Annotated in this window: 10 protein-coding genes; 3 read left to right on the forward strand and 7 right to left on the reverse strand. The window is 63.9% G+C overall.

What is annotated here, in order from left to right; all coding sequences use genetic code 11:
* The first annotated feature begins 354 nt into the window (after positions 1-354).
* Both KF712_05205 and KF712_05210 read left to right on the forward strand, forming a co-directional pair.
* Positions 355-2,925 carry an autotransporter-associated beta strand repeat-containing protein gene (locus KF712_05205; GenBank protein ID MBX3740366.1) on the forward strand — a complete coding sequence of 857 codons (2,571 nt, stop codon included), beginning with the start codon at positions 355-357 and terminating at the stop codon, positions 2,923-2,925.
* A gap of 70 nt (positions 2,926-2,995) precedes the next feature.
* Positions 2,996-6,421, forward strand: a complete 3,426-nt coding sequence (locus KF712_05210) for a c-type cytochrome (protein MBX3740367.1) — start codon at positions 2,996-2,998, stop codon at positions 6,419-6,421.
* Positions 6,422-6,503: 82 nt separating this feature from the next.
* Here the strand turns inward: KF712_05210 and KF712_05215 are convergent, their stop codons facing one another.
* The 7 genes from KF712_05215 to KF712_05245 form a co-directional block, all read right to left on the reverse strand.
* Positions 6,504-7,556, reverse strand: coding sequence for a formylglycine-generating enzyme family protein (locus KF712_05215; GenBank protein MBX3740368.1), 1,053 nt, complete (start codon positions 7,554-7,556; stop codon positions 6,504-6,506).
* A 75-nt stretch (positions 7,557-7,631) separates the two neighbouring features.
* Positions 7,632-7,898 (reverse strand): hypothetical protein, encoded by a 267-nt coding sequence (locus tag KF712_05220; GenBank protein ID MBX3740369.1) that lies wholly within the window; start codon positions 7,896-7,898, stop codon positions 7,632-7,634.
* Positions 7,899-8,067: 169 nt separating this feature from the next.
* A complete protein-coding gene (locus KF712_05225; protein ID MBX3740370.1) occupies positions 8,068-8,910 on the reverse strand; it encodes a PIG-L family deacetylase in 843 nt (280 codons plus the stop codon).
* 68 nt (positions 8,911-8,978) lie between these two features.
* On the reverse strand, positions 8,979-10,265 hold the full coding sequence (locus KF712_05230; GenBank protein MBX3740371.1) for a Gfo/Idh/MocA family oxidoreductase: 1,287 nt from the start codon (positions 10,263-10,265) through the stop codon (positions 8,979-8,981).
* An 86-nt stretch (positions 10,266-10,351) separates the two neighbouring features.
* Positions 10,352-11,083, reverse strand: a complete 732-nt coding sequence (gene nagB / locus KF712_05235) for a glucosamine-6-phosphate deaminase (protein ID MBX3740372.1) — start codon at positions 11,081-11,083, stop codon at positions 10,352-10,354.
* A gap of 126 nt (positions 11,084-11,209) precedes the next feature.
* Positions 11,210-12,079: a helix-turn-helix domain-containing protein gene (locus KF712_05240; protein ID MBX3740373.1), complete on the reverse strand. Its 870-nt coding sequence runs from the start codon at positions 12,077-12,079 to the stop codon at positions 11,210-11,212.
* A gap of 106 nt (positions 12,080-12,185) precedes the next feature.
* Entirely contained in the window at positions 12,186-13,262 is a 1,077-nt protein-coding gene (locus KF712_05245; GenBank protein MBX3740374.1) for a Gfo/Idh/MocA family oxidoreductase, read from the reverse strand.
* A gap of 454 nt (positions 13,263-13,716) precedes the next feature.
* Here KF712_05245 and KF712_05250 point away from each other — a divergent pair, with 454 nt between their 5' ends.
* Positions 13,717-14,631, forward strand: a complete 915-nt coding sequence (locus KF712_05250) for a hypothetical protein (GenBank protein ID MBX3740375.1) — start codon at positions 13,717-13,719, stop codon at positions 14,629-14,631.
* Positions 14,632-14,814: the final 183 nt, after the last annotated feature.

Genomic DNA, 14,814 nt, shown 5'->3' on the forward strand with positions numbered 1-14,814 from the left:
AATCAAGAAGGAGAAGTGTTCAGTTTTCAGGGAAGAAAGAAGGCCGACCGCGGATCAGCGGAATCTTGAAGATATCCATATCTGGACTTTGCGCCTTCTTCGCGACCTTAGCGGCTTTGCGGTAATCCTTTATGATTCGCCAATGCCGCCGGAGGACAAGAATGGGAGCGAAAGGTATCAGCGGACATAGCGGCGTAGCCGCAATGCCCTCCCTCCTTACCGGAACGGCTTTTTTGATTGATACCCGCCTTCCCGCTGATTAGTAGGAGAGTCAGTTTCTCTCTGCCCAAAACCCAAAACCCCCGTCGCCTGATCTTCCAGGCAGCGTTCCGGATGCTCCGGCATTCCGAATTCATGAAACCCCCGTCCAGCCGCTTTCCGCGTTCCCTGTCATCCGGATGTCTCTCCATCCATCTGGCGGTGACCTTCAGCCTTGCCTGCGCCTCATCCGCGCAAGCCGTCAACCTCTACTGGGACATCAACGGCACGGATCCGAACACAGGGGCCACCGGCAGCGGCACATGGAACGACAGCAACACTTTCTGGAACGATGACGCCACCGGCACCGGTGGCAACCTGCGGGCGGCGACGACTTCGGCGGACGATCTGTTTTTCTCATCCGGCAGCGGACTCACCGCAGGAACCATCACCGTCGCCAGCGGGCGCACGGCGGGCACCATCACCTTCGAGGAAAGCGGCATCTACACCCTGAACGGCGGGAACATCACCCTGGCCGGCCTGACGTTCAACAACGGCACGGGGGCGAATGTCATCAACTCCGCCCTGGTTCTGGGAAGCGCCGCCACCTTCCGGAGCGACGACGACAGCAACCAGACCATCACCGGCGGCATCACCGGTACGGCGAGCCTTTCCCTCCAGGCGAACAGCACGGGCAATCTCACGTTTTCAACCGGAGCCATCAATCACGCAGGAACGCTCACCAACGAAGGCACGGGTACGGGGACCGTCACGATCAACTCACAGATCGGGGCGAACGTGACCAGCGTGATCCAGAACTCCACCACCTCCCGGCTCGCCATCTTCGGAGCGGGTGGTGTGGCGGGTTACGGCAACCTGACGGTCAAGGCGGGCACCGTGGAGGTCCGCTCCAACTCCACCACCCCCATCGCCGCCTCCGCCCAGATCATCCTCGGCGACACGGTGGCCAATGCCGCCGATGTGACGCTGATCTTCCAGGGCAGCTCTGCCACATTCACAACCCCCATCTCGCTCGCTTCCGGCACAACGGGGAAGATCACCATCGGCGGCATGAACACCGGCACGGCGATCAACGTCAACAGCAACATCACCGGCACGAACAACTTCGAGATCAGCAACGCCCTCGGTGCCAGCGCGAACACCTCCGCGCTGAATTTCTCAACCGGTGAGATCAACCATACCGGCACCCTCACCAACGTGACCGGAGGCACCTCCACCAATGTGGCGCACGGCATGGTGGTCATCAACTCCGTGATCGGTTCCAACGTGACCGGCGTCATCCAGAACTCCGCGAGCGCCAACCGCGTGATGCGCCTGAACGGCAACAACACCTACGTCGGGGAAACCACCGTCACCAATGGAACCCTGGCCATCGGGCACAACAACGCGCTCGGCTCCACCGCGGGAGGCACTTCCATCGGTTCCGCCGGCGTCCTGCGCCTCCACGACAACATCACCGTCACCGGAGAAGCCCTCACCATCAACGGGTCGAGTTCCGGCAACGCGCTCGTCAACGGAGACGGCAACAACGTCTGGGCGGGAACAATCAATGCGAACGTCGTCCCCGGCAATGTCCGCATCGCAAGCGGTTCCGGACACCTTGAGATCCGGGGGAATGTCACCATCTCCGGCAACAGCTCGAGCGGACTGGTCCTGACCGGCACGTCCGATGGCGAAATCAGCGGCAACATCGGCCAGAGCGGGACCGGAGCCAAAACCCTCTTCAAGACTTCCAGCGGCACCTGGGTCCTTTCCGGCACCAACACCTATACCGGCGCCACCAACATCTACGCCGGAACCATCTCAGTGGATTCTATTTCCAGCCGCCTGGGTTCATTGGCCACGGCGTCCATCCAGTTGGGTGATGGGGCCTCCACCGGTCGCCTGCTCTACACCGGAGCGGGGAACGAAACCAGCACGCGCCCTTTCATCCTGCGCTCCACCAGCTCCGGAGGTGGCATCATCGACCAATCCGGCGGAGGCGAACTAAAGCTCACGGGAACCATCACTTCGGCCAGCAGTACGGAAGCCAAGACACTCACCCTGCAGGGTTCCACCTCCGGAACCGGTGAACTCGGCGGCGTCATCAGTGATGGGGGAGCCTCCGCCACCAGCGTGGAGAAGAATGGCACCGGCACCTGGACACTCTCCGGGGCCAGCACCTACACCGGAGCCACCACCGCGCGGGGAGGCCACCTCATCATCACAGGAAAGCTCAACAGCACCACCCGACTCACCGTGGACCATGCCACGGTCACCCTCGGAGCCGCGGATGCCGTGAACCACAGCGCGACCGTGATCCTCGCCGAAGGCGCGGTGCTCCAGGCCGGGAATTTCACCAACACCTTCGCGGCCCTGACCGTTTCCGGAAACGCGGTCCTGGCCATGTCCGGCACGAACGGGATCATCACCTTCGGGGAATCGATATCGGCCGACTGGACCGGCGGGGCCCTTTCCATCACCGGATGGAATGGACTGGAAAGCGGAGGCGGCACGGAACGCGTCATCTTCGAAAACGCGGGCCTCACCGCCGGGCAGCTCGCCCAGATCACTTTCGTCAATCCGGAAGGCTTCGCGCCGGGAACCTACGGCGCCGCGTTCATCGGCAACGAAATCGTCCCCCTCATCCCGGAGCCATCCGTGCTGCTGACCGGAGCGATGGGGACATTGGCCCTCGCCATGCGCCGCCGCAGGATTTCCGTTTGATGCCAAATCTTCCGTAGCGGGATGGCTGCGCCATCACGGCTGGGTGGATGGGTGGGAACCCTTGATCCCAATGCATCATGGATGGCGTTCTTTCCATGCGGATCCATGGGGAGGAAGGAGGATTTCCCCAGCCGGAATTGCGGAGCCATTACGTTACCCCGGCGGCGGAGCCGTGAAAGATTCCCGCCGTCTTCCACGAATAGCTTCCCCTTCCCGCAAAATCTCCCAGACTGACGCCTTGAAACCCATGATCCGCCGACTTTCCCCGCTGCTCGCCCTCACCCTCGCCGCCCACGCGCAGGACAAGAAACCCTATGACAAGGCAACCGATCCCTTCGCGAAGGAGGGCAACCCGCCGCCTTCCATCACGAAGCTGACCCCGGAGCAGGAAGCGGAGATCCTGAAAGGAGTCACGGTACCGGAGGATTTCGACGTTTCCCTGTTCGCTACGGCTTCCGCCGCGAACTATCCGGTGTTCCTGGCCGCCGCTCCGAACGGCGACCTCTACGTGGCCAGCGATGGCAACGGCGCGCAAGGCAAGGCGCCGAAACGCGGACGGGTCATCCGGCTGCGCGACACGGACGGCGACGGCCGGGCGGATGAGACGAAGGTTTTCTGTGAGATCGACTCGCCCCGCGGCGTGCTGTGGGACAACGACCGCCTGTATGTGGTCCACCCGCCGCACCTTTCCGCCTTCATCGACAAGGACGGGGACGGAGTCGCGGAGGAGGAGAAGCGGCTCGTCAGCGACATCGCCTTCGGCTTCGCGGACCGCCCGGCGGACCACACCACCAACGGCATCAGCATGGGGGTGGACGGCTGGCTCTACATCGCGGGCGGTGACTTCGCCTTCATGAAGGCGACCGGCTCCGACGGAAAGACGCTCCAGCACCGCAACGGCGGCGTCATCCGCGTGCGGCCGGACGGCTCCGACATCCAGATCTACGCCACCGGCACCCGCAACATCCTGGAGGTGGCCATCAGCCCGGAGATGGACATGTTCACCCGGGACAACACGAATGACGGCGGCGGCTGGAACGTGCGCTTCCACCAGTTCACCGGACTGGGCGACCACGGCTACCCGCGGCTCTACAAGAACTTCGGTGACGAGATCATCCAGCCCATCGCGGACTACGGCGGTGGCTCCGGTTGCGGCGCGGTCTATATCGATGAGCCGGGCTTCGGTGAGTGGAACAACGCGCCGTTCACCGCGGACTGGGGCACCGGCGCGCTGTGGCGGCATACCCTGAAGATCAAGAGCGCCGCCTTCACCGAGACGGAACCGCCGAAGCCGTTCATCAAGCTCTACCGCCCGACCGATGGCGATGTGGACGCCATGAGCCGCGTCTATCTCGCCAGTTGGAAGGGCGCGACCTTCAACTGGGAAGGCCCGGAGGTCGGCTTCATCGTGCAGGTGAAACCGAAGGGCTTCACACCCGAGCCGCTGCCGGATTTCCGCAAGGCCTCCGACGCGGACCTGGTGAAACTCTGCGAATCCGAAAGCTACCGCCGCCGGATCGAGGCCCAGCGCGAGCTGATCCGCCGGGGCCTGCCGGACGCCGCCGTGGAAGGACTCACCGCGCTCGCCGCGGATCCCGAAAAGCCCATCGCCGCACGGGCCACCGCACTGCTGGCCTTCACGCTTTTCCCGGAGAAGGGCAAGGCTCTGTCCGAAGCGATCTCCAAACTCCCCGCAGATCCCGCGTTCGACGCCTTGGTCGCCCGCGGCACCGCGGAAGACGCGGACTGGGTGGCGAAGAAGCACGACGGCAGCTTCACCATCCCGAAGGGGTGGAAAAACCAGCCCTCCACCCTGGTCCAGCTCAACCGGATGATCTCCGCCTCCCCGGCATGGAACCGCGCCACGCGGAAAGCCGTCTTCAACCTCACGCTGGGCAACTCCGACACCCTCGTCCGCCACACCGCCGTCCAGGCGCTGGCAAAGATGCAGGACCACGAACTGGCCTTCAGCTACCTGGCCGACGCCGCGGGTGACACCACCGATCCCGGTGAAAGCGCCGCCGGCCCGCAGCACGATCCGGAGTCACGCGGCCGTCCGGACGCGCTGCTGGCGCTGGCACGGATGCACAAGCCGGAAGTCGTCACCGGCCTCATCGGGTGGCTGGACAGGACGAAGGACCTGGAAGAACGCCAAGGCCTCCTTTCCGCGCTCTGCCGCCTCTACTTCCACGACGGCGAGTGGAAGGGCGATTCCTGGGGAACCCGCCCGGACACCCGCGGACCCTACTACCAGCCGGAACCGTGGAGTGAGACCCCGCGTGTCGGTGAGGCGCTCAAGGAGATCCTCGCCAAGGCGCCCCCGGAGGAAGCGGCTTTCCTGGTGAAGGAGATGAACCGCAACCGCATCCAGTCCAATGACGCGCTGGAACGGGTGCTCGCGCTCGCCAAGCAGGACCCGAAGCTGCTGCCGGACGCCGCCGCCCAGCTCGCCACCGCGGAAACCATCCCGGTCGATGCCATCCCGCTGCTGCTCTCCGCCGCCCAGGCGGACACCACCGGCATGGAATCCACCGCCGCCGCCACCATGCTGATGAATGCCGTCATCGCCCTCTCCAAAACGGACAGCGCGGAGGGCGCGATCATCTCGCTCCAGACGCTGCTCAACCTTTCGAAGATCCAGGGTTCCGGCAAGGAGGCCGAGGCGGCGCGGAATGCCTACTTCGCGTCCCAGAAACTGGAGAACCATCACCACGCCCTGGAAGAGGAAGCGGAGAAAACCGGAACACCCACCGCACAGTGGGCGGATGCCGCGCTCCTCACCCTGAGCGCCCGCACCAGCGGAACGCCGGAGTCCAGGGAAGCCACGAAAAAGGCCCTCGAGGAAGGCTGGAAGGACGTGAAGCGGCGCGCGCAGATCCTCCGCGCCGTCGCCCAGCTCAAGCACAACCCCTACGCGGACAAGGTGCTGGAAGCCATCGACGATCCGGACAAGGGCGTCTCCAACGCAGCAAAGAACGCCGCCAAGGCGATGAAGCTCGAAAAGAAAACCGCGGCCAGCGGCCCGCTCGTCGGCAGCCTGAAGAACGAGGAGGTCATCGCCCTGGTCCTGAAGACCAAGGGTGATGCCGCCACCGGAGAGCAGATCTTCGCCCGTGTTTCCTGCAACACCTGCCACACCACCGACGAAAGCCAGGCGCCGAAAGGCCCCTATCTCGGCAACATCGCGCAGACCTACAAGCGCGCCGAGCTGGCCGAAGCCATCCTTGATCCCAACAAGACGGTTTCCCAGGGCTTCGCCACCAACGCCATCACCACCAAGGACGGCCAGAGCCACGTCGGGTTCGTGACCTTCGAAAGCGCGGAAAAGGTCACGCTCCGCAACATCACCGGCCAGGAGACGACCGTGGAGACGAAGAACATCGCAACCCGGGAAAAACCCCCGATTTCGATGATGCCACCCGGCCTCGCATCCGGCCTGACCATCCATGAATTCGCCAGCCTCCTCGACTACATGGAAGCGCTGTCGAAGAAGTGATCCAGCCAGCGGAACGGTTCCGCCGCTACGGCTGGACCGGGGGGAAGGCAGGGCCGCCACGCCCTGCCAATCTTTTTCCTACTCAATCCTTCACGCAGCGGAAGCCGGTGTGGTTGGCGGGTGAATCCTCCTCCAGTGAATGCCGCGCCGCCGGACGGTAGCGCATGCAGTAGGAGACGTGGCAGAGGTAGGATCCGCCCTTCGTCACATGATGCGGAGGACCGGATTTTTTCGCCCCGGTCGTGCGGTTGAGCCACGTTTCCGGCCCGGCGGGATTGTCCTTCGCGCAGTATGTCGGGTAGGCCGGATCATAGTAGTCGGAGCAGAGTTCCCACACGTTCCCCGCCATGTCGCGGAGGCCGTAGCCGTTCGCGGGAAAGGTGCCCACGGGTGCCGTGGAGGTGAATCCGTCCGCAGCGGAGTCACCGGCGGGGAATTCCCCCTGGAAGGTGTTCGCCATCCACTTGTCGCCGGGTTTCATCTCATCCCCCCAGGTGTAGGTCTTTCCGGACAGTCCGCCGCGCGCGGCGAACTCCCATTCCGCCTCCGTGGGCAGACGCTTGCCCGCCCATTTCGCATAGGCGGCGGCGTCCTCATGGTTCACGCAGACGACGGGGTGCGTTCCAAGACCATCGATGGACGATGCCTTTCCGGAAGGATGCCGCCAGTTCGCCTCCGGGTCCCACCGCCACCATGATCCCGCGTCCGCGGTGTTCGGGTCACCGACGGATTCCGCCGGTTTGGTGAAAACGAGGCTCCCTTGGTTGAAGCCACCCTGGGGCAGGCTCGCCCGCGCTTCCGGTGGGAAGTCCTCCAGCCTCGCGGGACGCTCCGCGAAGGTCACATAGCCGGTCGCCTTCACGAACGCGGCGAACTGGTCGTTGGTGACCTCCGTCCGGTCGATCGAAAATGGCTTCACTGTGATCGTGCGGACGGGAGCTTCCTCCGGGAACTCCTTCATGCCATACGGCGTATCGAACGATCCGGACGAACCCATCTGGTAGGTTCCGCCCGGCAGGGCGACCATGCCGTCCTTCACGGGGAAATTCCCCGCTTCCTCTTCCTTTCCGCCCTGGCAGGCGGCCAGCAGCAATGCCGCAAGGGCGGCGGCGCATGTTTTCATGGGAACCATCATCACGGACAGCGGGACTGTATGCCCGCCCGGATGGAACACCAACCTTATCGGATGGTTGCCCGCCCGCCGGAAACTTCAGGCGGCCGTCAGCAGGGAAACACGCTCGCGGCGCTGCTTCTCATCCAGATCCGCGAGGAAATACGCCTCCACGGACTCGCCATTCTCCTTTTCGACATGGTCGAGCAGATACAGCTCGATGGTGGCGTTGATCGGGAACTTCAGCGGGCAATGCCCCGGCTCCACCAGGTAGCCATCGACAAAGGTGAACGAACGGCGGTCCGTCTGGTCCTCCACTGCGGTTCCGTTGCGGGAACCTCCTACGAAAATCGGGTGCTGATGCATAACCCTGTCACACTAAGCGGCAAATGTGCCAAATGCAAATCAAGACGGCGATTTTGGTGGCGGAGCGGGTTGAAAGACTGGGACCGCGGAATTCATTCCGCCTGGCTTCGCATGATGGCTGGATTCTCCGGGGCGGAATGAATTCCGCGGTCCCAGTAGTCCTCCCCTCTCACTGTGCCCGCTGGAAATGCGGGACCTCACGGATGGCCGGGGCATCCGTTGAAATGAGCGCCTCGAACTCCGGGTTCAGCACGTAGTCAGCACCGAGCACCTCAGCCAGCGGGTCCACATCCTCCTGCGAAAAGCCGAGGTGGAGGTGCCGCCACCAGCCCTCCGCCATGGCGAATTTCCCGGACTGGCCGCCCATGTTGCGGGCATGGTCGTCCAGTGACTTGATGTAGTTGCTCATGCCCTGCGTGGCATCCAGCCAGCCGCGCTGGCTCTCATGGGCGGACAACGCCCCGCGGATGGTCTCATGGACGTCCGTCGTGTTCACCCATGATCCGGCGGTGACAGGCCTGCGGAGGGGATCTCTGCCGCCATGGGGCATGCAGTGATAGACCGTGGCATCCCCGGAGTAGGCGGGCAGCTCGGGGTCGGTGCGGAAATTCGGGATGGAATGGGCGAAGGTCGCGGTCACCGCCAGCCGGGCCGTGATCATGTGGTCCTCCATGTAGTCCTCAAGGGGATGCGTCAGGACGATGGCGGGCTTCACCTCGCGGATCACCGCCGCGACTTTCCGCAGCAGTTCCGCGTTGTAGAAAATTTCCAGATCATCCGCGATCGGCGGGTGCCAGGTCGCGCCGATGAGGTCCGCCGCGTTGCGGGCCTCCTGCGCGCGGATGCGGGAGGTTTCCTCCGCGTCATGCACGGTGCTGCCGCCACTGCCCGTCGCCAGGTTGAAGCAATGGATGTCCCAGCCCGCCCGCTTCAGCAGCAGCAGCGTGCCGCACATCTTGAATTCGATGTCATCGGGGTGCGCCGCGATGGCGATGGCGGAAGGTCGGTTCATCATGGAAGATGGGAGTCTCACGAAACTCCCGGAGCCGCCCCGTGCGGCGGCTCCGGGAAAAAGCATTCTCAGACGAGCTTGTAGACGCCCGGCACGGGGACCGGCGGCACGGCGAACTTGTCGCCCATCTTCAGGTCGTCGGGCGCGAGGTCCTGGTTCGCTTTCCACATCTCGTCCCAGGTGATGCGCTGGCCGGTCTGTGCGGCCTCGCGCGCCAGCAGGCCGAGCATGGTGCTGTTGGCCATGTATTCGCCGGTGTTGAGTTCCTTGCCCGCGCGGATGGCGGCGAACCATTCGTTGTGCTCCACCTGGTACATGTTCTCCGGCTGGTCGCGGAAGGCCCAAGTGATCTTGCCGGCGGGGTCCTTCGTCAGGACGCGGCTGGGGGCCTCGAGCGTGCCCTTCTCGCAATAAACGCGGTCCACCACTTCGCTGAAGGCACCTTTGAACTGGCGCTGGCCGATGTGGCAGACGACGCCGCCCGGATACTCGAATGCGACGTCATAGTGGTCCCACACGCTGCCGTCGTCATCCCGCTGGGCGCGGCCGCCGGAGCCACGCGCCGCGATGGGAGCCACGTCACCCATAGCCCAGGCGATCTTGTCCACGGTGTGGATGCCCTGCTCGACCAGTGGTCCGCCGGACAGCCAGCCATGGCCCATCCAGTTGCGGATCTGCCATTCCACATCACCCCACTCCGGGTTCCGTTGGTCGATCGCGGTGGAGGGTTTCGGCACGGCGGCCAGATAGGTTCCATAGACGGAAATCACGCGGCCCAGCTCACCGGAGAGCACCTTGCCGTAGCCTTCCCGCGTGTTCGGGGAAAAGCGCCAGCAGAAGCCGTGCTGGATGGTGGTCCCCTTCTGCTTCGCCAGCTTCGCGGACTCGACCACGGACTTCACGCCCGCGACATCCACCGCCATCGGCTTCTCACAGAAGACGTGTTTCCCCGCTTCCACGGCGGCACGCAGGTGCTGCGGCCGGAAGCCGGGAGGTGAGGTGAGGATCACCACATCGACACCGCTTTCGATGACTTTCTGGTAGGCGTCCAGCCCGGAGAACCGGCGGGCCTCCGGGACCTCCACCTTGCCGCCGAACTTCGACAGGTTGTTCAGGGAGGCGGGGATCTGGGAAGCGAACGCATCACCGATGGCCCACAGCTTCACGTTCGGGTCGGCCTCCAGCGCCTGGCTGGCGGCACCGGTCCCACGGCCGCCGCAGCCGACGAGGCCGATCTTGAGGGTGGCGTTGTTGGACGCGTTCTGCGCCCGCAGGACGGCGGGGAATGCGGTCACCGCGGCGGTGGCACCGGCGGCGGTCAGGAACTGGCGCCGGGATGGGTCGGATGGATTCATCAGGGTAGTGGGTTGTTGGGAGATTGGTTCAGTGAGACTGCGACAAGCGGGGGATAGAACGGGTGCGGCTTCCGGCTCCGTTCATCCTAATCCTTTAAAACATGCTGCTTTTCTTCAACACAAAGATGCCCCTCCAGGTCCGCCGCGGCGGCCTTGTCCAGATAGACGGAGGCGTCCGGGTGTTCCTGGAGATAGGAGGCGGGCACCTCATCGGAAACCGGCCTGTCGAATGCTTCCGCCACGATGCCGGCCTTCGCCGCGCCCCACGCCATCAAGATGATCCGCCGCGCCTCCAGGATGGTCCCGCAGCCCATGGTGATGGCGTGCGACGGCACCCTGTCCGCCCCGCCGAAGTCCCCCGCCGCGTCCGTCCGGGTCATGTGGTCCAGCCTCACCAGCGAAGTCCTCGACCCCCGGCCCGCGCCCGGCTCGTTGAAGCCGATGTGGCCGGTCCTGCCGATGCCGAGGATCTGGAGATCGATCCCGCCGCACGCCTCGATCAGCGCTTCATAAGCCCGGCAATGGGGGCCGATATCGCCGGGGTCCAGGCTCCCGGATGGGATGTGGGCGTTCTCCGGACGGATGTCGATGTGGCCGAAAAGATGCTCCTGCATGAAGGTCCGGTAGCTCCGCGGGTGGGAGGGCAGCAGGCCGAAGTATTCATCGAGGTTGAAAGCGATCACGTTCGAGAATGACAGGCCCTCCTCACGGTGCAGGCGCACCAGTTCCCGGTAGAGCGGCAGCGGCGTCTTTCCCGTGGCCAGCCCCAGCACCGCCGTCCGGCCCTCCGCCGCACGGCGTTCGATGAGCGACCGCATCTCATGCGCGATGGCTCTGCAGGCACTCTCAGGGGATGGGAAGATCTGGCATCTCACAGCCCCGGAACATAGCACATTCCGGCGGCGCGATCTTCGCTATTTCGGTGGTAATACTTGCTTTTTCCGTCATGGACGGAACACCCGCTGGCGGTACTCCCGCGGTGTGCAGCCGTGGATGCGCTTGAAGTGCTTCAGGAAGTTCGCCATCGAGTCGAACCCACAGGCCCAGGCGATCTGGCTCACCGTGTCATCCGTTTCCGCCAGCCTGCGGCACACCCGCGCGATCCGCAGTTCGTTCAGGTAGGACGGGAAGGTCTTTCCCGTTCGGGAACGGAAGTAATGGCTGAAGGTCACCTCGCTGACGCCGATGTGCTTCGCCACATCCGCGAGGTAGATGGGCTTCGCGATGTTCTCCTGGATGTAGGCGGACACCAGCCCCATGCGCTCGCTTTCCGAAATGTGGATCTCCGGCGTGAATCCGGGCGACGAGATGCGGACCAGTTCATCCGAGGAGGCGAGGTCATCGAGGATCTGCATCAGCAGGATGAGGCGTTTCAGCCCGTGCGCCTGGATCATCTTTCCCATGGCCAGAGCCACCCGGTCCCGCGTGGTGCCCGTCACCTGGATGCCGCTCTCCGCCTGCTCGAAAAGCCGCTTGATCGGGATCATTTCCGCCCGGGCGAGCCAGTTCCTGCCGAGGAACTGGGGGTGGAACTGGACGTTGAGCGCCTTCACCTTCCGGAACGGCTTTCCGGGGATGACCTCGTTGCGGTAGTCGTGCGGCAGGTTGGAGCCGAGAAAGGTGAGATCCCCGTTCTTCAGCGGCGTGATCTTGTCACCGATCCAGCGGTGGGTTCCGCCGGACTGGACCAGCGTCAACTCCAGCTCCGGGTGGAAATGCCACTGGCAGCCGAAGTTGTCCCCCTCGATGCGGGCGCACGCCACCACATCCGGAGCGGAGTGCGGCGCGAGTTGTTCCTGGATCGGTTTTCCCATGGTCGTATCCCGGTGGGATCGGATCAGACCGATCCCCGCGCGGGAATCCGGTTACGGGATGAAATTCCGCCTTCTTATGACGTTTTTCCGGAAAACGCCTATTTTTTCAGAGATCAACGGTTTTCCCGGTGCGGAAACTCTCATCCGCCGCCAGGACGATCCGCATGGAGGCGATGGCGTCATCCATGTGGGAACCCAGGTCCAGGTCCTCACGGATGGCCTTGAGGAAATATTCCTGCTCCCGGTGGCAGAGGCCGTCGTGGTCCGGCTCATCATCCAGGCGGATGATCTCATCCTTGCGGGTGAAGTTCCCATCCTCCCCCAGCGTGGCGTGGTGCAGGCGGAGCGACTGGGTCTGTGAGTGGGCGTCCACATTCGCGCTCTGGCCTTCGGAGCTGGCCTTGTCCGCGACGATGGAGACGCAGCCCTTCGGCCCGACGACGTCCTTCACGAAGAACGCCACCTCGCTCATCATCGGACCCCACCCCGCCTCGTACCAGCCCACGGAACCGTCGTCGAAGGTGACCTGGAGATGGCCGTAGTTGATCTTTCCGTCCGGCAGCTCGTCGGTGAGGCGCGCGCCCAGGCCGGACACGCGCACGGGCTTCGCCCCGGTCATCTGGCACATGACGTCCACATAGTGGACACCGCAGTCCACCACCGGGGAGATGGAGGAAAGGAGCGCCTTGTGGGTGTTCCAGTTCGCCCCGTAGGACTGCTGGTTGAGGTTCATGCGCATGACCAGCGGCTTGCCCAGCGTCTGCGCCAGCTCGATGAATTTGATCCAGCTCGGGTGGTGGCGGAGGATGTAGCCGATCACCAGCTTGCGGTTCTTTTCCCGCGCCTTGGCAACAATGCGCTCCGCGTCCTCCACCGTCTCCGCGAGCGGTTTTTCGATGAACACGTGGCAGCCCGCGTCGAACGCCTTTTCCGCAAAGGCCGCGTGGGTGTCCGGGTAGGTGGAGATGGAGACCGCGTCCGGCGACGCCGCCCGGAGGGCTTCATCGAAGTCCGTGAATGCGGGGTAAGATGCGCCCAACTCCCCGTTGAGCCGCTGCGCGGACTCCGCGGAGCGGGTGACGATGCCACAGATCTCGAAGCCATCGATCTGGTGATAGGCGAGCGCATGGGAGCGCCCCATATGACCGGCACCGACACAGAGGATACGAACGGGAGAATTCATGGGATACGGAAATGCAGGGAGAAACACCCTTTGATCCGCCATCCGTTCCGACAATCCCCGGCCCTTGGCAATCGCAAAGGAATACGCCCTACGGAAAAGCAGGAAAAGATGCCGCGATTCAGAAGATTCCCCGCCCTTTCCCGGCAATGCAGGGCCGCCTCATTTCGGAATTGTCAGGACGGTTGTCGGCTTGTTTCACAAAATCCGAACCGCGAATGAACACCAATGGACGCGAATTCCCGTGAATCAGGGTTGGGTGGTGATGTTCTCCATCCGGAAAATCCCCTCTCCTCCTCCATCAGGATCAGCCTGCCTCCATTCGTGTTCATTCGCGTCCATTCGCGGTTGGATTCCCGAAATGAGGTAGCCCTACCCGGGCAATGACATTCCTCCGCTAATTTGAAGCAACCAACCGCTAGCAACCCCCGCCGCGGCCCGGCAGTCTCCGGGCGGCATGAAATTGACCTCACTCCTGTTCCTCGCAGGCACCCTGCTCGCCGCCGGCGCTCCACCTGAAGAAGACCGCCGCGCCATCCTCGCCATGGCGGGGCAGTTCGACGTTTCCTTTGAATTCATCGAAACCGTGGCCATCGCCCCGGACTACAAGCCTCTCAGCGTTCCCTACCACGAGGATGCTTTTGAAACGGTGGTCGTGGCGGAAGACACGCCCGGACGCATCGCCCTCCAGCACCTGCTGGTCGTCGAAGCCGGCCCCCGCAAGCAGGTGATCAAGCACTGGACGCAGGTCTGGACCTGGGAGGACACCCACATCCTGGACTACTCCGGCAGCGAGGACGCGCCGAAGTGGAGCCGCAAGGTGGTCTCCAAGGAGGAAGCCGCGGGCAAATGGTCCCAGCTCGTCACCAGCATCGACGACACGCCGCGCTACGAATCGCTCGGCAAATGGACGCACCGCTTCGGCGAGTCCTCCTGGACCAGCGAACCGACCCGCCGCCCGCTGCCGCGCCGGGAATACACGAAGCGGAAGGACTACGACTACCTCCTGGGCACCAACCGCCACACCATCACCGCCAACGGCTGGGTCCACACCCAGGACAACCGGAAGGTGGTGGACCGCGAAGGCAAACAGACCGTCCTGTCCTATGAGACCGGCCTCAACCAGTATGTGAAAACCGACAGCCCGCTGTCGCAGGAAGCCATCGCCTGGTGGGAAAAGAGCAGCCCGTTCTGGAACAACGTCCGCGCCTTCTGGCTGGATGCCGTCCAGAAGGAAGGCCCGCAGTTCTCCTACAGCAGTGAACAGGACGGTGTGCCACTGGCCGCCAAGTTCAAGGAACTGGAAAAGGCATCCCCGGACGCGGCGAAGATCTCCGAGAGCCTGACGCCCTATATCTCCCTTTCCCGGTAACCGGGATTCTCCCTGTGCCTGGCCATCGACCGGAGGTGGCCCCACGCAGCGGAAAGGTCAACTGACCGCTACTTTCGAGCAACCCACCGGGAGCAGGGACGGCATTCACCCTCCACCATCCCCCCAACAACGCACCGATGGCCGGACGCTTCCCGGCCCGACGGGCGCACCCCACCGAACACA

The organism is Akkermansiaceae bacterium, assembly GCA_019634595.1.
Taxonomy (GTDB): domain Bacteria; phylum Verrucomicrobiota; class Verrucomicrobiia; order Verrucomicrobiales; family Akkermansiaceae; genus Luteolibacter.